The following is a 25,007-nucleotide window of genomic DNA, read 5'->3' as shown; positions in this document are numbered from 1 at the left end:
TGTGAAAAGAAAGCTTCTACTTAATAAAGACACGCCCCTAAAGATTAGGGGCGACATATACTCAAAGGTTAATTTAAGATAATAGCAGGCGTTTGTTGCTGAAGAGAGCAGCGAAAACTATAACTGGCATAATATCTATCTTCCTCAATTTTATTTGGAACTCTATCAATAGTCATTGCTCCCATTCCATCACGCATGACTTTTTCTTCACCTGTTTTTGGCCCTTGTGGATTTAACTCTGGAGATTCTTGATAATAGGTTGGAGAATACCAATCATTGATCCACTCTCTGATATTATTACTCATGCCATATATCCCTAATGGGTTGGCAGGCCATTTGCCTATGCTGTCTTCTAGTCCTGTTCCTGCATTGACCTCATCTTCAGTATAACGAATATAATAGCCAGTATTTGGGTTGAAATATTGCCCATTGCGGTATTGCAAATAACCATTATTAGTCGCGTAATAACGTTTTTCACCTCGGTTACGTGCGGCATATTCCCATTGTGCTTCGGTTGGTAAGTCAAAAGGCAGTGCCGTGAGATTACCTAACCATTGACAATAATCTTTAGCTTGTTGCCAATTTATTGTTTCTGTTGATTGATTTTTTCTGCGTGTTAATTGATATTCATAATCTTTAGATCCTCTTTCGATGATTTCACCTTCAACAACATGATAACCATCCATTTTATCAGCAGCGACAGGCAATCCATTAATTTGACGCATCCACTCCATATCCATAAAGCTGGTTTCATAAGCAGACATAGAATAAGAATCAAGAGTGACTTTGTGAAGGTAATCAGCTCCTTTACGTGTGCTTAGTGGGGAACTCAGACATTGAGCATCAGGTGACCAGTCTATTCTATTTGTGGTTCTGCTTGGAATTTCGCAAGGAGCTTTAAAATCCCCCATTTCAAAACTGCCGCCTTTTACGAACACTAGATTCTCAATAGCACGAACCGCGGTGTTTAATGCATTTTGTTTTAATTCATTGGATGCATCAGGGTACTGCTTATTGATGTTGGTAATAATGGTATCAATCTGTTGTTTTGATACTGTGTCACTTGATGCGCTAATAGAGGAATTCGCATCGTTGCAGCCGCTTAATAATGGTAGTAAGCAAGCAAATCCTAACCATTTGTTTTTCATAATTCTTCCTTATAATTTATGCCTCTATTTTAAGCTATTTCGCGTTCTCATTGAAGGTGTAACAGGAAGTAAAATGTGATATTTGTTCAGTGTTCACAGGGAGTGATAAGAGTGACATTTATGCTATGTAAATATTACTGTTTGGGGCGTGAGGAAGTAGGTTACGAAAAATTGTTTGCTAACTTAAAGCGTATTAATACAGTATTAGATGGCGAGCAACAAAGGGAGTTTAATGGCTGGGTTTATCGTTTAGCAAAAGCGAAAAAACAATCAGAAATACCGTCTATGCCATTTACGCCAAAGACAGAAATTGGTTGAGGATATGATTAGTAGGTTGTTTCGGTAATCAAACACATGATTAATAAAGATCGCCCCTAACGATTAGGAGCGATAAAATATTAAGGGTTAACTATGGTCGCTGGAGTTTTTTGTTGCAGGGAGCAGCGAAAGCTGCTGCTTGGATAATAACTATCACGTTTTATAGGTTTATTGACTCTATCAATAGTCATTGACCCCTTTCCATCTCGCATGACTTTTTCTTCGCCTGATTTTGGCCCTTGTGGGTTCAACTCTGGAGATCCTTGATAATAATCAGGTGAATACCAATCATTGGTCCACTCGCTAATATTATTACTCATGCCGTATATGCCTAATGGGTTGGCAGGCCATTTGCCGAGATTGTTTTCTAGCCCTGTTCCTGCATTGACCTCATCATCAGTATAATTAATGTAGTAACCAGTATTTGGGTTGAAATATTGCCCATTGCGGTATTGCAAATAACCATTATTAGTCGAGTAATAACGTTTTTCACCTCGGTTACGTGCAGCATATTCCCATTGCGCTTCGGTTGGTAAGTCAAAAGGCAGTGCTGTGAGATTACCTAACCATTGACAATAATCTTTAGCCTGGTGCCAATTTTTTGTTCCTGCTGATTGATTTTTTCTGCGTGTTAATAGGTATTCATAATCTTCAGAGTCTCTTTCGATGACTTCGCCTTTAATGATATGGTAGCCATCCCATTTATTATCTGCGACAGGCAACCCATTAATTTGGCGCATCCATTCCATATCCATAAAGCTGGTCTCATAAGCAGACATAGAATAAGAATCAAGAGTGACTTTGTGAACCTTATTAGCTCCTGTTTCTACACTACTGAAGGAGGCCAAACATTTTACATCAGGTGACCAGTCTATTCTGTTTCTAGTTACACTTGGAATTTCACAAGGGGAGCCAAAATCTCCCATTTCAAAACTGCCGCCTTTTACGAACACTAGATTCTCAATAGCACGAACCGCAGTGTTTAATGCGTTTTGTTTTAATTCGGTTGATGCATCGGGGTACAACTTATTGATGTTGGTAATAATGGTATCAATCTGTTGTTTTGATACCGTGTCACTTGATGCGCTAATAGAGGAGTTGGCATCGTTGCAGCCGCTTAATAATGGTAGTAAGCAAGCAAATCCTAACCATTTGTTTTTCATGATTCTTCCTTATAATTTTATGTCTCTATTTTAAGCTATTTCGCGCTCTCATTGAAGGTGCAACAGGGAGTAAAACGTGATATTTGTTCAGTGCTTACAAGGAGTGATAAGAGTTATGTTTATGTCATGTAAGTATTGTTTATTTATGTAGCTTTATAAGAAAAAGCCTCACAAAAGTGAGGCTAAATTTAGAGTTATTTAAAATTATTTAGGCGCTTTAAACTCTCGAACCCAGTGGAATAATTGTCACTTTCTGACCAATATCTACCGACTCAACTTCTGGTTGCACTTCAATTAAGCAATTGGCTTCACTCATTGAACGTAAAATCCCAGAGCCTTGCTTACCTGTGGTTACCACTTCCATTTGACCATTTTGGTTAATCGAGTAAATGCCACGGCTGTATTCAGTTCGGCCAGTGCGAGAACGAATAAACTCTTTTGCAATAGCAGTAAAGGTTTCAGGCTGCCAATTATCTTCGCCTTGAAGTTTGCGAAGTGCAGGCTCAACAAACTGTAAGAACGCCACCATTACTGCTACAGGGTTACCTGGTAAACCGAAGAATGGAGTATCACCAATATGACCAAAGGCAAGAGGGCGTCCCGGACGCATATTGATACGCCAGAAATTAATATTGCCCAGTTTGTCTAAAATCGTTTTGATGTAGTCCGCATCACCAACCGACACACCACCAGAAGATAAAATCATATCTGCTTGTTGTGATGCTTGAGAAAGCGTTGATTCTAAAGCGGCTTCACTGTCTTCAATGATACCGAAATCAATCACTTCACAGCCTAATTTTTGCAGTAATGCCGTTAAAGTAAAACGGTTTGAGTCGTAAATAGAGTTGGCTTTTTGTGCTTCACCCGGCGCTTGAACTTCATCGCCAGTCGAGAAGATAGCCACTTTTGTTTTAGCGATAACAGGAACAGAAGCAATGCCTAAAGATGCAAGCATACCCACTTCAGGTGCTGTAATACGTGAACCTTTAGCCACACAGATCTGATCCATAGCCAGGTCTTCACCGGCTAGACGAACGTTTTGGCCTTTACGAATGCCTGATTTACCCGCATCGAAGTATACTTGATCACCTTCTTGAGTCGCTTGTTCTCGCATGATCACAGCATGACCATTTTCAGGTACAGGGGCACCCGTCATGATTTTTGCGGCTTCACCATGTTGAAGGGGGCGATCATAGCTGTGACCCGCCATGATTTCGGCAACGACCGTATAGCTTTCACGCTCTAAATCATCACCACAAATCACATAGCCATCCATTGCTGAATTGTTATGTTGAGGAACATTAATCGGCGATAAAATATCTTGAGCGGCTAATGCGTTAATCGACTCAACTAAAGAAACATTACTTTGTGAACTTAGTGGAGTGATTGCCTCTAAAATCTTAGCTCTGCCTTGGCTAACAGATAAAAACGCAGGAGATAACTCATCGCAGTTAGCAGATAGGTCACTTTGTTGTTTATGTTGATGTTGTTTTACGTAGTCAACAATGAATTGCGTGATTGAGTCGGTATCATTGATATCCATTTGAGGCAGTTCAGAGTCGGCTTTTGAATCCGAGGCAATCGCAATGATGTTCTCATCTTCTGGGAAAATCCAAGGCTTGCCGATTTCATCACGATGTAATTCAATCTTGGTGTATGGCAGTTGTTTAAACCCTTCAATAAGAATTAAGTCTAATTCAGTTTGGTCGAGTTTATTGATTAACTGCTGACATGTCGTTTCTTCATCGGGTGTTTCAGTGATCAAGGCATTACGAAAGCGTGAACTGATCAACATTTGGCTAGCGCCCGCTTTACGTAAGCGGTAACTGTCTTTGCCTTCTTGGTCGATATCAAAATTATGATGAGCGTGTTTAATGACTGCGACTTTTAGTCCCATATCAGTCAGTTTAGGCAGCAGTTTTTCAAGTAATGTTGTTTTACCTGTGCCGCTATAAGCAGCAAAACCCAATAAAGGGATAGACGCAGACGTTAAGCTCATAATAAAGTTCCAAATTGTTCAAGTTCTTGAGGACTATTCAAATTGATAAACGCGTTAGGGTAGTCAGAGAAATCAGCAAAAACAGTATTACACTCTTTGTATAATAGGATGATTTTTCTGTCTCCACGCGTTAAAAAGGCATCAATTTTTGGAATAATACGTTTGTGCATTAAAGTGACAACAGGTTGCATGTACTCACCATCGTGAGCCACCACAATATCAGTATCTTTTTTTACAGCATTGCAAAGTAAAGAAACTAAATTGCTTGGCAGGTTAGGGGAATCACATGGAATAAACCCAACCCAGTCAGAATTCATATTTACAAGGCCAGAATGCATACCCGCTAAAGGCCCTGGGTATTCACTAAATTGGTCTGGGAAGGTGACGGCGTAACGTGAATATTCTTCAATACTGCGATTAGCATTAATGGCAATTTGGTCAGTTTGAGATGTTAATGTTTCTAGAGCGTGCTCGATGAGTGGTTTATCTTGAAATAAAACAAACCCTTTATCTTTACCACCCATACGACGAGCTTGCCCACCCGCTAATATTACCCAACTAGTTTGCTTTGGCTGGAGCATACTTATCCTTGCTAACAATCACTTTTAATGGGGTTGATTCTATCAGCTTTGCATCTGAAATGGTCCATTGACGATGACAAATTTCAGTTAAGGCATTGGTTTGGTGGCTGGTAACGACAATGCTAGAGCCTCGATCAAGTAGATCTTTAGCCATAATTACCAATAAATCGATGGACTCTTGGTCAACACTGGCACTTGGTTCGTCCATTAGCAAAATAGACGGTTTTAATACCCAAGCTCGAGCCATAGCGACACGTTGTTTTTCACCACCAGATAAAACAGAAATATGTTCGTCAGCTAAGGTTTCAAGGCCAACCATACGTAAGGCGTTGATAACCATATTACGTTTGTTTTGCTTGCTCATTGCTGTGTATTTCACACCGTAAATGACATTGTCATAAACCGTACCATCAAACAGAAATGGATTCTGATGCAAATAAACGATTTGATTGTTACCTGAACGGCCGAGTAGACGAACAGACCAATGAGGTTGGTCAAGGTTGATCTTACCCGTTGTTGCGGTTTGCAGACCCGATAAGATTTTGAGTAGAGTGGTTTTACCTACGCCATTGGCACCACGTAAATAAACAGATTCTTTTGGTCCAAGAGATAAATGTGGGATATGAAAAAGCACACGATCGTTAAATCGCATAGATAGATTATCGGCAGTAATTCTAATTGTCATCGTTATATGCCTACTAAGTACGTAAATACCCTTTACCACGAGTGATAGAGAGTAAAAAGTTTAAAACGAGTGCTAAAACTAATAACACCATACCAAGAGCAACACCCTGTGCAAATGCGCCTTTTTGGCTTTCCATTGCAATCGCAGTTGGAATATTTCGAGTAGAGTTGAAGATGTTACCACCAACCATCATTGAACAACCTACTTCAGTAATTATACGAGAAAACCCAGCAATAACGGCGGCTAGGATAGGGAAGCGAGTCTCCCAAATTAAACTGCCAAATGCCCGTGGAAGTGAAGCACCAAGCGTAAATGAGGTTTCCCAAACACGGCGGTCACTGTGTTGGAATGCGCCATGCATCATCGCGACCATGATCGGAAAACAGATAAATATTTGTCCTATGATCATCGCTTCTTGAGTAAATAATAGTTGCCAATCCCCTAATGGACCAGCGCGTGAAAGCATCATATACAGCAGTAAACCGATAACAACGGTAGGAACTGACTGTAAGGTATTCATTATAGAAAGTAATAGCCACCGCCCAGGAAAAGATCCATAAGCAAGCGCAAATGCCAACAAAAGAGCAGGTAATAATACAACTGCCATTGCAAATAGGGATACAGAGAAAGAAACACCTACGATGCTCCATAATGCAGTATCACCACTAAACAGTAATTGAATTGCCTCTTGAGAGGTGGCTAAGATAGTCATGGATTATTTAGCGTCCGCAGTGAACAGTTTTTTACCATTAAGAGTAAAGCTATCGATCATTGCTTGGCCTTTGTCGCTTACTAACCAATCACTGAATGCTTGCGCACCTTTCGTGTTTAGGTTTTTGTAACGCTCTGGGTTAATTAGAATCACTTGGTAAGGGTTAAATAGACGCTTATCACCTTCAACCATGATCTCAAGGTCTAGTTTGTTTTGGTAAGCTAACCAAGTACCACGGTCTGTTAATGTGTAAGCTTGTAGTTCGGATGTCATGTTTAGAGTTGGTCCCATGCCTTGACCAACCGCTTTATAACCACCAAAGTTTGGTTCAATTTTAGTTTGAGCCCAAAGATTCAATTCTTTTTTGTTTGTACCAGAATCATCGCCACGTGATACGAAAGTTACGTCAGATTCAGCCATTTTTTTGAAAGCTGCAGTAACGTCTTTCATACCGTGAATATGAGCAGGGTCAGCTTTAGGACCTACTAGCACAAAGTCATTGTACATCAGTGATTTTGGCTCAACACCATAGCCTTTTTCAACAAAGTTTGCTTCAGCTTTTGGTGCGTGAGTCATTACTAAATCAACATCGCCATTTTCGCCCATTTTCAATGCTTTACCAGTACCAGCAGCAAGAACTTGAACTTCGTAGCCAGAATCTTTTTGGAATTCAGGAAGAAGGTAGTCTAATAGGCCTGAGTGGTAAGTACTTGTTGTTGTTGCTAAACGTACAACGTTCGCGTCATTAGCGTAAACGTCAGTCGCAGAGAAAGAACCTAAAGCCAGTGCAGCAACTGCAGAAAATGTCTTAATTTTATTGTTCATGTTATATCCATGTAATGAAGTTTAACTTGCAAAGCATAATGCTCTGAAGTGAATAGACTCGTACCCACTAAAGCAATCACTATGCCAAGTATAATGCCTTTAAACACACACTTAACGTAATGATATTTAAGTGGTTGAATAGGATTCTTACATAAAAACCTTACAAAAAATGTGATTAGGACAAAATGTCGCAATAGAAAGGATACATTTTGCAAATAACAGGTTAGAATAATTAGGACATTTTGACCCACATAACTCTTTAGATCTTATTAGGAATAAATATGGTTGTAAAATCAGATTGGAATGCGTTTTCAGTTCTTGTTGTTGATGATGAAATTGGTATGCAAACCATACTAAAAAAAGCATTAAGTAAACAATTTGGACAAGTGCATACCGCAGGTACGATTGAAGAAGCAGAAGAAATTCGACAATCTCACCATCTTGATTTAATCATTCTTGATATTAACTTACCCGGTCAAACTGGTTTAGAGTGGCAAGAAAGCATTGCATGTGATGCACGTAATTATGATGTGATTTTCATGACAGGTTATGCGGAGTTAGATACGGCTATTCAAGCACTTCGACTTGGCGCATCTGATTTTATTTTAAAACCGTTTAATCTTGAAAACATGCTACAAGCAGTAAAACGATGCATGGACCGTCGTTTAGTTGAGCGAACCAATTTTGCTTTAAAAAGAGAAGTCGAGAAGAAGAATCCGATTGAGATCATCGGTAATGCAGAGAAAACCTTGCAGTTAAAGAAGATGGTTGCTCAGCTTGCTCCCTCTAATGCTGCTGTATTAATTGAAGGTGAATCAGGAACCGGTAAAGAGTTAGTTGCTCGTGGTTTGCACCAATTAAGTGAACGTAAAGGGCCATTTGTACCATTAAACTGTGGGGCTATTGCTCCCGACTTACTTGAAAGTGAATTGTTTGGTCATACTTCTGGCGCGTTTACTGGTGCCAAGAAAGGGCGTGAAGGTTTATTCAGAGTTGCGAATGGAGGCACCCTGTTTTTAGATGAAATCGGTGAAATGCCAATTGGAATGCAATCATCGCTGCTTCGAGCGTTAGAGCAAAAAGCTATTCGTCCTGTAGGCTCTGAAAAAGAAATTCCTGTTGATGTTCGTATTGTTGCAGCTACTAACCGTAATTTATTAGAAGAAGTGGAAAAAGGAAATTTCAGAAAAGATTTGTTTTATCGTTTAAATGTCTTAACGGTTTCTCTACCAGCATTACGAGAGCGTAAAGCGGATCTTGCATGTTTAACCGAACATTTTTCGCAAATGATCGCGAGTGAAATGGGGGTAAAACCTGTACATTGGGCTCATGAAGACATTGTAGCAATGGCAAATTACGATTGGCCGGGCAATATCCGTGAGCTTAAAAATATGATTGAACGTTGTATTTTATTAGGTAAACCACCTGTTGAACATTGGGCTGAATTACAAGGTGATGAGCCAATTCATCAAGACGATGAACAGAATAAAAATGATGACGCATCAAGGAATAAAGAAGGCGAGTGTACTTGTATGCCTATCTTAGATACCTACCCAGAAAAATGGACATTAAAAGAAGTGGAAAAATCACACATCATCACTGTCGTGGATCTTCATGATGGTAATAAATCTGCAGCTGCAAGGCAGTTGGGGGTTGCTCGTAAAACTTTAGAGCGTAAGTTTAAAGAGTGGAGCGAAGAAAACGCATGACGCTATCTCCGACGGTTTGGAAAAAACGCATAAAAACCATGGTGCGTTACCGCTTACTTTGGTTGAACTCGGTTCCATTATTTTTAACCTTATTGGCTCTAGTGATCATTACAGCATTTTGGTCTACACATTATACTTGGCAAAATGCACTGAATGATGTTGGTAGCAAATTATCTGTTGCAAATAACAGTATTGATTTTTTACAGCGAGAGCAAAGCGCAGAATTAAGAGGCTTTGTTGAATCGTATTATTTTCAAAAAAAGTTTGAAAATAAAGCGCCTGATTTTAAGCTATGGGTTTCGCAACAAGCGGGTAAATACAACTCTGATTTTATTGCGTTACATCCAGTCTCTTATATAAATGAGCTACCTTCTTCTTTAGTTAATGATATGAAGATTGGTATGTCACGAACCTTCTTTCAAGTCATGTCTGAAAAAGAATTAGCGGATATTAATCCTAAACTGAAACAACAGGTTTGGGTGACTAACAAAGAAGATGGAAGTATAGAAAAGCGTGGTTTGATTAGCCGAACATTGATACCAATTTTTGACAATAAAGGGAAGTTAACTTGGATTGTTGATAGTGGAATAATATTAAATAACAGCACATTACTTGTAGATAGAATCCGTGATTTGATCTATCCATCAGGTGATTTACCGTCTAATAATCTAGGGACAGTAACGTTATTTTTAGATGGACTTCGTATTAGTACCAACGTTCCACTGCATACTGATTTTGCAAATAAAGAGTTAAATCAAGGTCGTGCTATTGGAACAAAAGTATCTCCAGAAGTGAAAGCTCAAGTCATCGAAACTGGTGAGCGTTGGGTAAATCGAGCTTATGTTTATAACGATTGGTACATATCCGCATATCAACCAATTAAGGATATGAACGGAGATGTGATTGGAATGCTTTATACCGGCTATTTAGAGTGGCCGCTATTAAAACAGTATTTACAAAACTTGCTTGAAGCAGGAATTACCATTCTTATTACGTTATTGTTGTCGACTTTTTTTGTGCACCGAGGTGCTCGAGATCTGTTTCAACCGATTGAAAAAATTCACTTTGTAGTAAAGTCTGTCCAATTAGGTAAAGATGTTCGAATTGGGGATTTAGGGTTAGATAATAGTCATGAACTGGCCAGCTTAGCGCAGCAGTTTGACAATATGCTTGATCAACTTCAGTTACGAAATTTAGAGATCCAAAGGGCATCTAAAGAGTTAGAGTCAAAAGTTGAGTCAAGAACGGCAAGTTTGCATGAAAAGACAGTGGAATTAGAGCAATACATAAAATTGCTAAAACAAGCTCAAGATAAGCTGGTAATGAGCGAAAAATTGGCATCACTTGGTGAGTTGACTGCCGGTATTGCACATGAAATTAATAATCCTACAGCTGTTATTCTAGGTAATGCAGAATTAATTAAATATGAATTAGGCGAAGAGGCCCATGTAATAGCTGAAGAGCTAGAAACCATTATGGAGCAAATAGACCGAATCCGTAATATCACTCGTAGTTTATTGCAGTACAGTCGACAAGGTGGGATTCAAGATGAGGTGACATGGCAATACATTAATCCGATCATTGAAGAAAGCGTTACTTTAGTTCGTACAGGGGCTCACAAACGAGATATTGAGGTTGAGTTTGATTTTGAGCAGCCACCAAGAGTGGAAGTGAATCGCCATCATTTATTGCAAGTATTGGTCAATCTGCAAATGAATGGCATTCATGCAATGAACAGTAAAGGTAAACTTATCATTCGTAGTCGAACTTGGTGTCATGAAGGGGTCGAGTTTGGTGCGATTATAGAAGTAGAAGATTTTGGATGTGGTATCGCTGGCGAACAGCTGAATCGAATCTTTGACCCGTTCTATACAACAAAACGTGATGGAACAGGGCTTGGTTTATCCGTTTCTCAAAGTTTATTAAGTCAAACTGGCGGTGAAATCAAAGTGAGATCTCAACTTGGAAAGGGAACTGTCTTTACTATCTATTTACCAACAAAGACAGAAGAGCAGCAATATCATAATTTGGTTGGTTGAGTCACGAGTCAATAAGTGTTACACGACTCACAAAATACGGAACAACTTCAAATTTTGTACTTTTTCTGACCATTGTGTTCACGAAAATTGTTGAAATTAAGTCAGTGATATTAGATAGTTAACACGTCCGGTTATGACCCCGAACAGTTCCAAATTAAGCCACATTTTGAGACGTGTGGCTTTCCTTTCTCTTTTTATCTTATTGATAAATCATCAAATTCCAATCGAATTTTCAATCTTTAAAATCAATCAACTAACACAATATTATTGCTATTATCGGTATGTAACTGTGCTTTATTTTGCTCGATAAGTTGAGCTGCATAGGACGGTGTAACTGCATGATACTGTCCTTGAATCCTAATCGTAGATGCTTCCCATGCATGATCTTTGTACATACCTGTTTGAGTGTATTGAATTATCACTTTCATTTCTTTCTCCTTCTTAAACACAAATTTAACAATAAATGAGGTGCTAGTAATGTGCTACAGCTAAAAATGAAATGTTAGATTGAATAAAAAACAGACGATGGTTTATATGCAAATAACAAGTTCGATTGCAAAGGATGAATCAAAGATGAATAAATCCCTCACCATTGGTTAAGATAGCAATCGCTATTATGGCTTCAAGTAGCTTAATTCATTTTACTTGGAGGTACACTATGAACCCATTAAGCATTGTTATTATTACTTTAAATGAAGAAAAACGTATTGGACGTTTACTTGAAGATTTAACAGAGCAAACATTCAAAAATTTTGAAGTAATTGTTGTTGATTCAAATAGTTCAGATGCGACGTGTGAGGTTGCACAATCCTTCTCTGCAAGTATTCCTGATTTAACCGTTCATAAAATGGATAAACAAGGAGTTAGTTTAGGTCGTAATACTGGAGCATCGATAGCAAAACATGAACGTCTATTATTTTTAGATGCTGACGTTCGTTTGTCTCCAGACTTTCTTACTAAAGCATTAACTCAACTTAATGAAAAAGGACTTGAAGTGGCAGGTGTGTATATGGGGTCGAAGGGGTTACCTGTTGCGCATAAACTTGGTTATATGACGTTTAATATTGGTCTGTTTTTAACTCAATTTGCATTTCCTACTGCAGTTGGAGCGTGTATCTTTTCAACTAAAAGAGCGCATAAAGGGCTTCTTGGCTTCGATGAAAATATTACGTTATGCGAAGATTGTGACTACGTAAAAAGAGCAAGCAGAACTTGGCGTTTTCGTTTTCTTTCAATGACATTTGAGTTTGATCCACGTCGTTTAGAACAAGATGGCTTTTTGCGAATGGGGTATACCTATTTAAAAGCTAATGTTCGCCGTTTCTTATTTGGAGAAATGCGCAATAACGAAATGGAATATAAGTTCGGACATTATTCAAATCAAAAGTAATTTATACGTAAAGGTAAATTATGTTTGATACGATGACTTTGTTTTGGGGCGCATTATTTGATGCGCTCATAGGACCTAATGTATTTATTCCTGGGGAACCTTTTTTAATTGCAGCTGGCTTTCAGCTTCATCAAGGTATTTGGAGTGGCGTTGTTGCGGTTATTTTGGGCGGTTTTTTAGGCGATCAACTCAGCTATGTTATTGGTCGCCGATTTGGCCGAAATGCTCAATCATGGTTAATGAGGTGGCTGCCAAAAACACGACGTCCTATCGCTCGTTGCCGTTTGCTATTGCAAAAGAAGGGAACCATTGTTCTTGTGTTTTCTCGCTTGTTAGGACCTGTAGCATGGATAGTTCCTTTTATCGCTGGTGTTAATCATATTGGTTGGGTTCGATTTACATTATTGACTTCTATTGGTTTGCTACTTGGTGTTACTCAATTTGTTTTATGGGGATATTTATTATCTTATGGCATTGATACGCTGCCATTGCTGAAAGAAGCTGAGCTTTTTGTTATAGAGCATATACAGTCTATTCTGATGTTGATTTTCTTGATTGTTTTTTTGTTCATAGCTAAACGTTATCAATGGCGCAGACTTGGATTAAAGTTCACCTTTGCCCTTATAGCGGCAGTGGCTTATTTAAATTACAGTCACTTTTTTTGGACGGCCGATGATGTAACCGAAGATGTTAAGACGAAACCGTTGTATTTTGATGAAACACGCACCGTATTCAAAGCATTCCCTGGAGAGTCTTCCTTTTTTGATGCTCAAGCGATTAACGTTGTGTTTATCGGTAATAATCCTCAGACGATAATGAACCAACTTGGGTGGATTGAAAACAAAACATTTTCAAGAAATGATATTAATTTAGTCGATTATTTTTTACTTATGAGGAATAAGACGCCACCAGTATCTGATTTGTTTTGGAATGGGCGAGTTCAAGATATGGCTTTTCAATTACCAGGCAATTTATTAAAACGAAGTCATATTCGTTGGTGGAATGCTGGAAGAAATAACGGGGAACAACAGGTTTGGCTAGGTGCGTTAAGTTATGATGATGGCCTTACCTTTACTCCATATCGAGGAATTGTGACTATGCTGCACAGCATTGATTCAGATGTAGATAAAGAAAGAGATAAATTTAAAAGAACGATCGATTTATTGTCGAACAATCTATCTACATCGAAACAAGCTTATTCAGCACCTATAAGTAAAGATGAAGAGCATGATTATTATTCTGATGGAGAGATATTGGTTATCAGTACTCGTACGTTACCTATTGGTAATAATGGATAACGTATGAGGTTATTTATTGTTAATTAGCCACCAGTGGAAAGGTGAGGGTTGCTTTTAAGCCGCCCATTTTACTTCTACCTAAAAGCAATGAACCGCGATAGCTGTGCGCCATTTCGTCTACAATATTTAAACCAAGTCCTGTTCCCGGGGTTGATTCATCCAGACGAACACCTCGTCGAATTACGTGCTCTAGTTTATCTTCTGGTATGCCATTTCCATCATCTTCGATTATGATTTCAATGAGATTGTCAGCAGCGTATTTAGAATGAACACGAATCATAGAGCTTGCCCACTTATAGCCATTTTCAAGTAAATTACCCAGCATTTCATCAAGATCTGTTGCTTCTACGGCAATATTGTCATCACTGTTAAGTTCGTTAATTAACATGACTTCACGAGCAGCATAGACTTTATCAAAAGCCATTGATATGGCATCGACGCGATCAGATGGAGAGGTTGCAACAGATAAGATATTCATTGAACCAGCCATGCGAGCACGCCCTAAATGGTAGTCGATGTGCTCTTGAAGTTTATTAATAGGCAGAGATAATCGCTTTTTATCCTCTTTATCTAAATGTTCTAATTCATTTTTAAGGACGGATAGTGGTGTTTTTAAAGAATGAGATAAGTTACCAGCGTGATTACGGGCACGTTCAAGCAATTCTTGATAGTGAAATAAAAGCGCATTGAGATCCGAAACCAAGGGAGCAATTTCTTGAGGGTAGTGTTGACTCAAATTTTGCTGCTCACCTTTACGCAGCTGAATTAATTCAGATTGCATTTTAGCAAGTGGGCGTAAAGACCAACTGACTTGAATACCAATAAGGAATAAAATTCCGCTAAATAATAATCCTAAGATAATCCAAACTTGCCCAGTTAACTGGTGCAATGTTTTTTCTAAAGGATCTTCATCCACACCAATCGTTATTGTTATTGGTGTTTTAATTTCTGGAAGGTAGATTTGTTTTTGAATATAGATAAGTTTTTCGTCTTTTGCTCCTTTAACGGTAGGGTCAATATCTAAAGTATTGTCTTTAAAATTGAGTTTTTTATCCCATAAAGAGCGAGATCGTAATTCATCTTTTTTTGTACTCGCAGTCCAATATAGGCCGCTATAAGGCTGATTAAAACGAGGATCTGAAAGTCGCGAAAATAAAACCAATTTCCCTTGTTCATTGGTTTCTAAATTCGCCGTGATCTCATCCATAGACAAAGCCAATTGTTCTTTTACGTCTTTAACCAGATAGTCATTAACTAATTTTGGTATGCCAATACCGGCCGCTAAAATCATTGAAGATAGCCAAAAAGCCGCGGCAAGAAGCAAGCGGCTTTTTAGACTTAATTTTTTAAATGCATGCTGGAGGCGACGTGGTGTTCTTTTCATAGTAACCCTTTATTAGTGCTATGAATTTAGCTGATAACCAAGTCCACGAACGGTTTTGATGATATTTGGTGCTATCTTTTTACGAATTCGACCAATAAATACTTCTACGGTATTTGAATCACGGTCAAAATCTTGTTTGTAAATATGTTCAACAAGCGTCGTTCTAGAGATCACTTTATCTGGATTGTGCATGAAATAAGCAACCACTTTATATTCTAATGCGGTTAGACTTACTGCTTGATCTTGCCATAATACTTTGGAACTTCGGGTATCTAAGCTTAAATCACCAATTTTCAAAATAGGGGAGGCATTACCAGAAGCTCGACGTAATTGAGCACGAATGCGAGCAATCAATTCCACCATTTCAAACGGTTTAGTTAAATAGTCATCTGCGCCTGCATTTAAGCCTTCAACACGCTGAGATAAAGTATCTCGAGCACTTAAAATAATAACGGGCGTGTTAATGTTCTCATCACGAATGCTTTTAAGTACGGTTAAGCCGTTTAATTTTGGTAAGCCTAGGTCGAGTACGATAGCATCCCATTCTTCAGTTGTTGCTCTATATAATGCATCAACACCATCTTGAGATAATTCAGGAACCCAATCGGCAGACTCTAACGTCTCAACAATTTGTTCACCTAAACGTAAGTCATCTTCTACAACTAAAATCTTCATTATTATTGTTATCTCTATATATTGTGGATTGGTTTACTTAAGTGCAGCTCGAATATCACGGCCTTTAATTTCTGTGATGGCAAGATTAGCTGCATTGTATTCAACTTTTAATACATTATTATCGTGTACGATTTTTAGCTCATAAGTCCACTCATCATCGTCTTCTTCAAGTTCTACTTTAATGATACGGCCATTAAAATCTTGAGCGACAGTGGTATACAGTTCAGAAAATGGCTTAATTAACCCAGATTTCACTGCTTCATATACCTCATCTTGATCTTCATCTATTTCTATACGCGTGTCTGCCGTTTGAATATCTTGGACTAATTCATGCCCATTTTGATGACTATTGGCCAATACATTCTGAGAGAATATAGAGGACAGTGCTACGAGGTATATGACTGATTTTTTAAGCATGATTTATCTCAATAGGTTAGCTATGTGATTAAGTATAAAACAGCGAATATGAATATAAAATGAATTTTGTAGGAGAGAGAAGAATAACAAATAACAGCGCAAATGATTAAAAAACAATCTACCTCAAATGGATTATTTTGATAAAAGTGTAAATTTTTTTGGTTGTTTGTATTATTTTATGGTTGATTTTATAACTATCTGATTTTTAGGCGTAATATTTGTTTTTTGTGATGATATTCATGTTTTTTTCACTAGAAAATCGAAAAGTTGAAAAATATTTCACTGGTTTTACGTTTTTTAAGCTGCTAGAGTTCCGTCCCTCACGCATCAAGTGAGATATTTATGTCTACAAATAGTAAGCAAACTAGCGACAAACTTGTTCCAACCCTCACAATAGGATTTATCCTTCTATTTCTTTTAGCTGCCTTTGTTGATCTCTCAGCATTCACTGCAACTATTCAATCTTTGTTCATGTCGGTTTCGACCATGTTCGGCTATTGGTGGCAGTGGTTAATGATTATCACTTTTGTTTTGGCTCTTATCATTGCGATGAGCCGTTATGGCAAAATTAAGATGGGCAGTGAATCAAAACCCACTATCGGTACTTTCCGTTGGGTAGCTATGATCATGTGTACTCTGCTTGCAGGCGGCGTGTTTTGGTCAGCAGCTGAACCTATTTTCCATTTCATTACACCATCACCAAGCTTTACTGATGTTAAAGGTGGCACGTTGGCAGCTGTTGCTCCAGCTTTAAGCCAAAGCTTCTTGCATTGGGGATTTTTAGCATGGGCTGTGCTTGGCACATTAAGTACGATTGTTCTTATGTATGCCCACTATAACTGCGGTGTAAAACTTCGTCCTCGTGCATTGTTATATCCTATTTTAGGTGACAAATTAGAGAATCATTGGATTGGTTCGGTCATTGATGCTTGTTCTATTATTGCTGTAGCAGCAGGAACCATTGGACCAATTGGATTTTTAGCAACACAGCTAAGTTACAGTCTGACTGTTCTGACAGGCCTTGAAAGCTCGCTGATGAGTCAAATCATCATTTTGACCGTGATTGTTAGCATTTATTCTGTTTCGGCCTTCTCAGGCATGGACAAGGGCTTACAGTGGTTGAGTCGTATGAATGTTATTGGTGCTGTTGCATTATTAGTTGCGATCTTAGTTCTTGGTCCTACCGGTTTTATCTTTAAAGAGTTTGGTATGGCTTTTGGTACTTATATTCAGCACTTACCGGAAATGAGCTTGAGTACTGCAGATCCTTCTTGGAATTCATGGTGGACGTGGTTCTTCTGGGGATGGTTTATTGGTTTTGCCCCAATGATGGCTATCTTCATTGCGCGCATTTCTCAAGGCCGAAGCATTCGTGAGTTGATTATTACGGTAGCAATTATTGCTCCAATTGCGACAAACTTTTGGTTTTCATCATTGGGTGGAACAGGGATTTTCCTTGAGCTACAAACTCCGGGTAGCATTTCTCAACCATTGCAAGAAGCGGGCTTACCAGCGGTGTTATTAGCTTCATTAGCTCAATTACCTTTTAGTTTCTTATTGATACCTGCATTCCTTGTACTGACAACGACGTTTGTGGCAACAACAGGTGATTCAATGGCTTATTCTATTGCAATGGCAGTAGAGGGTACTGATACACCGTCAAGATATCAGCGTCTATTTTGGGCGGTTATGATGGGTGTGGTTGCTGGTGTTTTATTGATTGCAGGTGATGGTGGATTAAATGCACTTCAATCTTTTATCGTAATTACAGCTGTACCGGTCTCTTTCTTGGTGGGTGTTACTTTTATTACTGGACCGATTGCGGTTCTACGTATGAAGAGTGCAGAGCTTGAAAGTAAATCATCGGTAGATTGCACAAAAAGCGTTACAGTGTAGTTATTGATAACGAATCAATAAAACTTTTGATTGAATGAGAGGCTTATCGCAGAAACTGCGGTAAGCCTTTTTTATTATGGATAAATAACCATTTAGGAGTGAATGTATGCCAAGTAAAAAAGCCGTATTGCAGCAGTTATTCTTGCGTGAAGTAAAAGGAGCTTCAATTGTAGAACGTCATGAACTTTCGAGTTGTGATATTTCTGAAACAGAACTTGCTACGTGGTTTAGACAAAAGAGAGATTTTTCATTTGACGAAATCTTTGAATCTCATTGGATAAAAACCTGTACGGCTGGTTATATTACAGAGCTTATATTTAGTCAAAATGGGAGCTTGATTGAGTTTACTTTGTTTGAGCGATTAAAAACGGTAGGGCACTGGGAACTCATTGATGGTTTGCTCTATATATCAATTTTTAAGAACGAAAATCAATACGACTTCGTGGTTGTGGCAAATTCATCAGTAAATATTCATTCAGCAATAGAGTACAAGAATAATGAATTGCACTCTTATCTTAAGTTAGCTCAAACACGAGTATTAGATAACGTATCTGAGCAATATTAATCAAGTGATGGGTTATTGATAAGTAAAAAACTGATTTATATCAAAGAGATTCTTTGTTAGGGTTGGTGTAATTGATATTCAACTTATTACTAAGATATTTATGAGCACACTTATTTCAAATAGAAATAAACAATTTAGAGCTAAGCTATTATTATGCTTAGTTCTTTTAAGTGTGTTTATCTGTTTTAGTCAATTGATTGGTGTAACTTCGAGCTGTAAAGAACACTTGATTGAGGCGCAAACAAAAGTACACCAATTAGAGGCGGTGACAGGAAGTGATTCGCAGCAGATAGCGCCTAAATGCGAATTGGTTGAGCACTTATTATCCTTTGAAAATAGCATGCACGATTTACTTTTAGGTGCTTGGTTATTCATAGCGATTGCTCTTGTTGTTATCCCTTTACTTCATTCACCTCCAATCTTTATTGAACCCATAGAACGACAAGTTCAGAAGGTTCGGCGTCGGCATCTTAGATTCTGCGTTTTTCTAGAATAAAAACCTAAGTAATACTAATTTCAGTGATTGCTCGTTAACTGTTACGAATTACACCACTTAATTGTTGTGTTTAGGATAACGAGTGCGTGAATGGAATTAGTATAAATTTAATTAAATATTTTTATTTTATACTTAGGAAATGACAATGAAAAAATTAGAAAAAGCGATTGAAATTATTAAATATCTTCCATTTTATATGTTGTTTGCACCGTTTTGGTTCTCAAACGGAGTTGTCGATAAGTTTTATGGGATTTTATTTGGAACTCGACAAGGTGATAGTTGGGATGGATGGAAAGAATATATAGCAGGTACGTGGTCGAAAAAACCATTAACAGACGCGATATTTGTACCTATGTATGATTATTTATTTCCTGTATTAATAGTGTTTCAAATTTTACCTGTTGTGTTATTAATTACCTCGTTTTTGAAATTAGAAATCTTACCGAATAAGCCTAAAACGTTATTGAAAGCAGGCTTGTTATCTTCTTTGTTTGTAACGGCATCAATGGCTGTTACACAAACATTAGCAGGGGCCTCTGACGTCCAATATTTATTTCAATTCTGGGCGGTATCATTATTGGCTTTCTGGTATGTAGAAAATCAAGATAAGCAGTTAACACTAGCTACGGCATAGTAAATAAAGCCCTTTAATTCTATAGAGTTAAAGGGCTTTTCTTTGTTTTTAGGTATGATGTTTTGAATGAAGTCAATTATGTCTTTTGCTGTTCAATTCATAATAATGAAGTCGCTCGCAGATTGTTTTCATTAAAATACAAAATTGCGACGCCTATCATTCGGTATAATTTATGTAAATGAACTGTATGATTCTTGTTTGTAAAATTGTTCTGGGTATTTATCAAGGACAGATTATTATGAAAAAGAGTTTATTAATGATCCCATGTTTTGGGCTACTTGCTGCTTGTGGCGGTAGTGATGGTGGTGGAAGTGATGAGACAGATCCTCCTTATGGATTTTGCAGTAATGCACAAGAAATGACATGCACATATCCTGTTTCTCAGCTTGAATTGAGATATACAATGTACTTAAGACATGATAACAGCATGTATTTTAGAGGTGATTTTTATAGTGATTATAAACCCTCTATATTTCCATATGAAATGTATGTTTCAGATATTGATCGTGTTGAAATAGTTCAAGATGGAGTTGTACATAGTAGAGATAATTTGTCAGGTATTGAGTTTCCAACAATCGATGCAATGGGAGCAATGTATGAATTCAATTGGTATAGAAATGATGAACTTGTTGGATATACAACTCTTGATCGCCTTCCTGAGCCAATTAGTGATATTTCAATAAACTCTTATGAATTAACTAATAGTGTTCGTATCCAATGGAGTGCTGCATCTGATCATCGTTATGATATAGATATACATTCTTTACGTTGTTATAGCAATGGAGATGTAGCCCTTAGTAAAGAATCTAAACAACCAAATTATATTGTTTCTGAAGGTTTTGCATTCGCAAGTTTTGATTTGCTGAACCATTACAATGAAACTATTGAAGGGTTAAAAGAAAACTATGATCAGTGCTCAATATTAGCGGATATAAATGGTCGTAATCTTCTTTCAGTACCGGACCAACATATTGGAAATATAACGTTAAACTTTAAGTCGAATGAAACTTTATATATAGAGTTATTTTAAATAAGAATGGGCCGACAAAACGGCCCATTTTTTATTGGATATGATTAAACTCTTTTCCAAACTCCCCATTCACCAGATGTTTCTGGATTATTGCCTTGAGTCCACCACTGAGCTTGATACGTAACACCATTAACCGTAACTTGGTCACCAGTGTTGTATGTTGCTGCTGCATCCCATGTTGATGATGGCTCTGTTGGCGGAGTAGGTTCAACTGGTGCTGGTGGCGTTGGTTCAACAGGAGTTGGCTCAACGGCTACAGGAGGTGTTGGTTCTGTTGGTGTACCGCTGATTACTTCCCAAACACCAGTTGTACTTGTTGCTGGGTTATCACCTTGATTCCACCATTTAGCTTGATAAGTCACGCCGTTAACGACAACTTGATCACCTGTATTATAAACTTTGTTTGCATCCCATGTATTTGTCGGGTCTGTCGGATCCGTTGGTTCAGATGGGTCTGTTGGTAGTGTTTCTACAACTCGAGTTTCAGGCCAATTTGCATGAGAACCATAGAAGTTAGTGACACATTTTTCGTAATCACCAGGAACAAGCGCAGAATAGGCGGTTTGGAAGCCAACTAATTCACACTCAAAAGACGCACCTTCTGGACGATCTGGGTAATATTTCCAGTTACCATCCCAGTTAGTGTAAAGTACATCCGTTGCACCATTTAGGTTCAAGCTACCGTAAGGCGTTTGTTGCCAACAAGTATTCTTCTCATCAGCTTCTACTAGGATTTCGTAATGTGAAGACAGTCCTTCCCAGTAACGAATACGGTTAACGGGTTGTCCTTTATCCTTATTCTGCTCACCACACTCGATACCACCATTAATTACGTTAATAGTCGTACCAAATCCGTAACCAATTCCTGCATCTGTTTCACGTTGTGATGGTGTCCATGTGCGATCAATAACGTGAAGCATTGCTGGTTTTGGTGCTTGCGGTGTTAAGAAGAACCAAATAGCAGACGCTAAGTTTAGCCAAGAATCAGCAACTAAACCTGGATTGTTTAATAATACAGTCGCATCGCCGTCATACATGACTTCAGAGAAAGCACCGTAGTTAAAGTGGTAAGAAAGCTGTTTAGCACCGCGGCCAAAGTAACCTTGGCCTGCTGCACATGGCCAACGCTTGTTTTGCCAATCATTTTGACCACAACCTGTTGTATAACCTTCTTGACCTTCTGACCATCCCATTTCACGAACGTGAACAAGCGCTTGCTGCCATTCTTCAAGTCCTAGTGGATTGTCTGATACGTTATCTACAGCAATGTGGCCACCGGTTTCTTGTGAGAAATGCGCAAATGCCGTTACAATGGATTTTTTACAGATAGCGTCAGCATCACGTCCATCGGTATAGTCACCACAGAACGCGGGGAATTTACCAATAGCACGTAAGAAGCGAGTATAAGTATATTCTGGAGCCGCCATTTGGGTTAGGAAGAACCATTCAGATTGCGGAAAAACTCGTTCAACACGTTTCACGTTATCTGGGTTAGTAGGAACGCCCGCATCAATGGCTTCAACAACGCTATTAGGACGAGTTTCTAATGCTTTAGCCCAAACATCGTACATAGGGTCTAATGTTTTCGCATCTTCAGCTGCTTTAATTTCAGCTTTAGATACAACATAACCTGTTGGATTATCAGGGTCAGGTTGAGGATTCATTGTAAAACTATTCGCTGCAAAACTGCATGCTAGCAATGAAGGTAAAAGAGCGAGTTTAAACATGATTAACGTTCCTTGTGATAATTTTAAAACGAAATTAAGTTGGAATAACTATAGGAGTTTTTAGTAGATTTAGTTATCTCATCCGTTATATCTGTTTTAACAATGCGAGTTGTTTCAAATAGTATGAAATATAAACAAAAGCACATACGTAATGTGATTCATGAAGTAGAAAGGGAAATGTATTGATGGTAAGTATTCGCACAGCAGAAAAAACCGATTTGGCTCGAATTTTTGATATTGAAACTGAAGCCTTCGGTGAGCATGGTTATCCATCTTTCTTTATTCGACAAGCATTTGATTGCTGGGCTAATGGCTTGTTAGTCGCTAGAAAAGAGAATGAAACGCTTGGTTATGTATTGCAAGTACCATCAAGTGTAGTTAAAGGTGATGCTTGGATATTAGCGGTCGCGGTATCAAAAGCAGCACAAGGTTGTGGCCTTGGAAAAAAATTGCTTGAAACGGCAATTGCAACCGCAGAAGAGTATGACAGACTATTGTTGACCGTATGCCCAAAAAATAAAAAAGCATACGCATTATACCAATCCTATGGATTCTATTTATTGAAGGAAGAGCAGGATTATTTTGGTCTTGGTGAAGATCGTTTGGTACTTGCTTTAGATATAAATTAATAAAGAATAAGGACTATTATGACATCAATAAGCGTACTCGGATGTGGCTGGTTAGGGTTGCCTTTAGCAAAACACCTAATTGATTCTGGTTTTATGGTAAAAGGTTCTATAAGAAGTTCCAGCAAAATAAGTGACCTAGAAAAAAATCACATTAAGCCGTATTTATTGGATATCGATGCCGTTGAACAATCATGGAGTCAATTTCTGATCTCTGATGTTTTAATCATTGCGATACCATCAAAAAATATCGAAGGGTTTACCTCTTTAATTCCTATCATTGAAGCCTCGTCGATAAAACATGTGCTATTTGTAAGCTCCACATCGGTTTATGAAGATGCTAATCGAGTGGTTACTGAAGAAGATGCAACCATACCTTCTTCTGCATTATCACAGATTGAACGTTTATTTATGCAGTCGACTAAGTTCACAACAACCGTAATTCGATTTAGCGGACTTGTAGGGTATTCACGGAATCCAGGACGCTTTTTTGCCAAAAGTGGGCGTTCTGTAAGTAACCCTGATGCACCTGTAAATATGATCCATCAGGATGACTGTATTGGGTTGATCACTCAAATTATTAAGCAAGAAAAATGGAATGAGATCTTTAATGCGTGTGCTGATACTCATCCAAGTAAGCGTGAGTTTTATACACAAGCAACGCAACGTATTGGCGTTGAAACACCTACGTTTATCGAATCCAGTGAACAAACATTTAAAATCATCAGTAATCATAAAATAAAAGAAGCGTTAGGCTATGAATTTATTCACCCTGATGTAATGAATATTACGTATGATAGCTAACAAAGACCAAATAGGGAGTCATCATGAACCAATTATTAGCTGATAACCCATTAGTTACTACCGAGTGGCTAGCAGAACATATTAATGATACAAACCTTGTCGTTGTTGATGCTTATATGGCGAATATTGTGGGTAAAGAACCGATAGTTTATGACGAGTTTTGTTGTTTACCGAAGTCGCGTAAGCTTGATGTTGAGTTGGATTTTTGCGATCACGCTTCTTCTCAAATTCATGCATTACCAACAGAATCGCAGTTTACAAAAGCCGTTCAAGAGCTTGGTATTAATTCAGATTCCATCGTTGTGATATACGATAACCAAGGAATCTACTCATCTCCACGTGCTTGGTGGACATTTAAAGTCATGGGATTTAAGCACGTTTATGTATTGGATGGAGGCTTACCAAAGTGGCATGAAGAAGAGAGGGAAGTTGTTACTTCTTATCAACAAATACCTTCTTTAGGTAATGCAGTTGCTAAGCCGAATATGCATTTAGCGTGTGATTCAGATGAGCTCCTTCACGTTATCGATACGGATGCCGTTATTTTAGATGCACGCGGTGAGATGCGATTTTTAGGTAAAGCAGCTGAGCCTCGTGAAGGGGTTCGTAGCGGTCATATTCCAAGTTCTAAAAATCTCCCATTTGCTATGTTGTTAGATAATACGACCTTTAAAAATAAAGCGATGTTGAACTCTATCTTTCAAGAAAGAGTACCATCAAATATAACAAGGGTATTTTTCAGTTGTGGTTCAGGCATAACGGCTTGTATTTTAATTTTGGCAGCGGTTTCAATTGGCTATAAAAATGTCGTCTTATACGATGGCTCATGGGCTGATTGGGGGAGTAATCACAAGTTACCGATTGAGTGATTGTAAGTCGCTTAAAT

Annotated in this window: 25 protein-coding genes; 13 read left to right on the top strand and 12 right to left on the bottom strand. The window is 38.3% G+C overall.

The window, feature by feature from the left end; genetic code table 11:
* Positions 1–68 precede the first annotated feature (68 nt).
* Positions 69–1,148: a formylglycine-generating enzyme family protein gene (locus AVFI_RS07300; RefSeq protein WP_188863356.1), complete on the bottom strand. Its 1,080-nt coding sequence runs from the start codon at positions 1,146–1,148 to the stop codon at positions 69–71.
* A 111-nt stretch (positions 1,149–1,259) separates the two neighbouring features.
* On the opposite strand from AVFI_RS07300, the gene AVFI_RS07295 reads away from it, so the two are divergent.
* Positions 1,260–1,466, top strand: coding sequence for a hypothetical protein (locus AVFI_RS07295; protein WP_188863357.1), 207 nt, complete (start codon positions 1,260–1,262; stop codon positions 1,464–1,466).
* An 80-nt stretch (positions 1,467–1,546) separates the two neighbouring features.
* On the opposite strand, the gene AVFI_RS07290 is transcribed toward AVFI_RS07295, so the two are convergent.
* The 6 genes from AVFI_RS07290 to AVFI_RS07265 form a co-directional block, all read right to left on the bottom strand.
* A complete protein-coding gene (locus tag AVFI_RS07290; protein WP_188863358.1) occupies positions 1,547–2,629 on the bottom strand; it encodes a formylglycine-generating enzyme family protein in 1,083 nt (360 codons plus the stop codon).
* 217 nt (positions 2,630–2,846) lie between these two features.
* On the bottom strand, positions 2,847–4,628 hold the full coding sequence (locus AVFI_RS07285) for a bifunctional molybdopterin-guanine dinucleotide biosynthesis adaptor protein MobB/molybdopterin molybdotransferase MoeA (protein WP_188863359.1): 1,782 nt from the start codon (positions 4,626–4,628) through the stop codon (positions 2,847–2,849).
* Positions 4,625–5,209 carry a molybdenum cofactor guanylyltransferase MobA gene (gene mobA / locus AVFI_RS07280; RefSeq protein ID WP_054775251.1) on the bottom strand — a complete coding sequence of 195 codons (585 nt, stop codon included), beginning with the start codon at positions 5,207–5,209 and terminating at the stop codon, positions 4,625–4,627. The genes AVFI_RS07285 and mobA overlap by 4 nt, the downstream gene beginning before the upstream one ends.
* Positions 5,187–5,894, bottom strand: a complete 708-nt coding sequence (locus AVFI_RS07275) for an energy-coupling factor ABC transporter ATP-binding protein (protein WP_005419418.1) — start codon at positions 5,892–5,894, stop codon at positions 5,187–5,189. The genes mobA and AVFI_RS07275 overlap by 23 nt, the downstream gene beginning before the upstream one ends.
* Before the next feature lie 13 nt (positions 5,895–5,907).
* A complete protein-coding gene (locus AVFI_RS07270) occupies positions 5,908–6,606 on the bottom strand; it encodes an ABC transporter permease (protein ID WP_017019239.1) in 699 nt (232 codons plus the stop codon).
* 3 nt (positions 6,607–6,609) lie between these two features.
* Complete coding sequence (locus AVFI_RS07265; RefSeq protein ID WP_017019238.1) at positions 6,610–7,431, bottom strand: substrate-binding domain-containing protein; 822 nt, start codon at positions 7,429–7,431, stop codon at positions 6,610–6,612.
* Positions 7,432–7,712: 281 nt separating this feature from the next.
* On the opposite strand from AVFI_RS07265, the gene AVFI_RS07260 reads away from it, so the two are divergent.
* Positions 7,713–9,140, top strand: coding sequence for a sigma-54-dependent transcriptional regulator (locus AVFI_RS07260; protein ID WP_005419413.1), 1,428 nt, complete (start codon positions 7,713–7,715; stop codon positions 9,138–9,140).
* Positions 9,137–11,179, top strand: coding sequence for a sensor histidine kinase (locus AVFI_RS07255; protein WP_065597476.1), 2,043 nt, complete (start codon positions 9,137–9,139; stop codon positions 11,177–11,179). Before AVFI_RS07260 ends, AVFI_RS07255 begins: the two co-directional genes overlap by 4 nt.
* A 245-nt stretch (positions 11,180–11,424) precedes the next feature.
* On the opposite strand, the gene AVFI_RS07250 is transcribed toward AVFI_RS07255, so the two are convergent.
* Entirely contained in the window at positions 11,425–11,607 is a 183-nt protein-coding gene (locus AVFI_RS07250) for a hypothetical protein (protein WP_005419410.1), read from the bottom strand.
* A 230-nt stretch (positions 11,608–11,837) separates the two neighbouring features.
* Here AVFI_RS07250 and AVFI_RS07245 point away from each other — a divergent pair, with 230 nt between their 5' ends.
* Together AVFI_RS07245 and AVFI_RS07240 are read left to right on the top strand one after the other, a co-directional pair.
* Entirely contained in the window at positions 11,838–12,569 is a 732-nt protein-coding gene (locus AVFI_RS07245) for a glycosyltransferase family 2 protein (RefSeq protein ID WP_054775252.1), read from the top strand.
* A gap of 20 nt (positions 12,570–12,589) precedes the next feature.
* A complete protein-coding gene (locus tag AVFI_RS07240) occupies positions 12,590–13,867 on the top strand; it encodes an LssY C-terminal domain-containing protein (protein ID WP_065621761.1) in 1,278 nt (425 codons plus the stop codon).
* 19 nt (positions 13,868–13,886) lie between these two features.
* Here the strand turns inward: AVFI_RS07240 and AVFI_RS07235 are convergent, their stop codons facing one another.
* The 3 genes from AVFI_RS07235 to AVFI_RS07225 are packed head-to-tail and all read right to left on the bottom strand — an operon-like array spanning position 13,887 to position 16,343.
* Positions 13,887–15,251, bottom strand: a complete 1,365-nt coding sequence (locus AVFI_RS07235) for an ATP-binding protein (protein ID WP_188863360.1) — start codon at positions 15,249–15,251, stop codon at positions 13,887–13,889.
* Positions 15,252–15,269: 18 nt separating this feature from the next.
* Positions 15,270–15,926 (bottom strand): response regulator transcription factor, encoded by a 657-nt coding sequence (locus tag AVFI_RS07230; RefSeq protein WP_012534090.1) that lies wholly within the window; start codon positions 15,924–15,926, stop codon positions 15,270–15,272.
* A gap of 33 nt (positions 15,927–15,959) precedes the next feature.
* Positions 15,960–16,343 carry a PepSY domain-containing protein gene (locus AVFI_RS07225; RefSeq protein WP_054775253.1) on the bottom strand — a complete coding sequence of 128 codons (384 nt, stop codon included), beginning with the start codon at positions 16,341–16,343 and terminating at the stop codon, positions 15,960–15,962.
* Positions 16,344–16,685: 342 nt separating this feature from the next.
* On the opposite strand from AVFI_RS07225, the gene AVFI_RS07220 reads away from it, so the two are divergent.
* The 5 genes from AVFI_RS07220 to AVFI_RS07200 all read left to right on the top strand — a co-directional run bounded on the left by AVFI_RS07220 (position 16,686) and on the right by AVFI_RS07200 (position 20,964).
* Positions 16,686–18,239 (top strand): BCCT family transporter, encoded by a 1,554-nt coding sequence (locus AVFI_RS07220; RefSeq protein WP_054775254.1) that lies wholly within the window; start codon positions 16,686–16,688, stop codon positions 18,237–18,239.
* Positions 18,240–18,345: 106 nt separating this feature from the next.
* Positions 18,346–18,804, top strand: a complete 459-nt coding sequence (locus AVFI_RS07215; protein ID WP_188863361.1) for a hypothetical protein — start codon at positions 18,346–18,348, stop codon at positions 18,802–18,804.
* A 100-nt stretch (positions 18,805–18,904) separates the two neighbouring features.
* Positions 18,905–19,300, top strand: coding sequence for a hypothetical protein (locus tag AVFI_RS07210; protein WP_017019229.1), 396 nt, complete (start codon positions 18,905–18,907; stop codon positions 19,298–19,300).
* Positions 19,301–19,445: 145 nt separating this feature from the next.
* A complete protein-coding gene (locus AVFI_RS07205; protein WP_063666265.1) occupies positions 19,446–19,934 on the top strand; it encodes a hypothetical protein in 489 nt (162 codons plus the stop codon).
* Positions 19,935–20,172: 238 nt separating this feature from the next.
* The gene (locus AVFI_RS07200) at positions 20,173–20,964 is read left to right on the top strand and encodes a hypothetical protein (RefSeq protein ID WP_236782053.1); all 792 of its coding nucleotides are present in this window, start codon (positions 20,173–20,175) and stop codon (positions 20,962–20,964) included.
* Between the two features lie 44 nt (positions 20,965–21,008).
* On the opposite strand, the gene AVFI_RS07195 is transcribed toward AVFI_RS07200, so the two are convergent.
* Positions 21,009–22,691, bottom strand: a complete 1,683-nt coding sequence (locus AVFI_RS07195) for a chitinase (RefSeq protein ID WP_188863363.1) — start codon at positions 22,689–22,691, stop codon at positions 21,009–21,011.
* A gap of 185 nt (positions 22,692–22,876) precedes the next feature.
* On the opposite strand from AVFI_RS07195, the gene AVFI_RS07190 reads away from it, so the two are divergent.
* Genes AVFI_RS07190 through AVFI_RS07180 form a run of 3 tightly spaced genes read left to right on the top strand, consistent with a single transcriptional unit; the run spans position 22,877 to position 24,990 of the window.
* Positions 22,877–23,320: a GNAT family N-acetyltransferase gene (locus AVFI_RS07190; protein WP_188863364.1), complete on the top strand. Its 444-nt coding sequence runs from the start codon at positions 22,877–22,879 to the stop codon at positions 23,318–23,320.
* Between the two features lie 18 nt (positions 23,321–23,338).
* Positions 23,339–24,121, top strand: coding sequence for an SDR family oxidoreductase (locus tag AVFI_RS07185; RefSeq protein WP_188863365.1), 783 nt, complete (start codon positions 23,339–23,341; stop codon positions 24,119–24,121).
* A 23-nt stretch (positions 24,122–24,144) separates the two neighbouring features.
* Positions 24,145–24,990, top strand: a complete 846-nt coding sequence (locus AVFI_RS07180; protein ID WP_054775258.1) for a sulfurtransferase — start codon at positions 24,145–24,147, stop codon at positions 24,988–24,990.
* Positions 24,991–25,007: the final 17 nt, after the last annotated feature.

This window comes from Aliivibrio fischeri ATCC 7744 = JCM 18803 = DSM 507, from assembly GCF_023983475.1.
GTDB lineage: Bacteria > Pseudomonadota > Gammaproteobacteria > Enterobacterales > Vibrionaceae > Aliivibrio > Aliivibrio fischeri.
The sequence above is the reverse complement of the archived record's forward strand: the minus strand, read 5'-3'. Positions and strand labels throughout refer to the sequence as shown.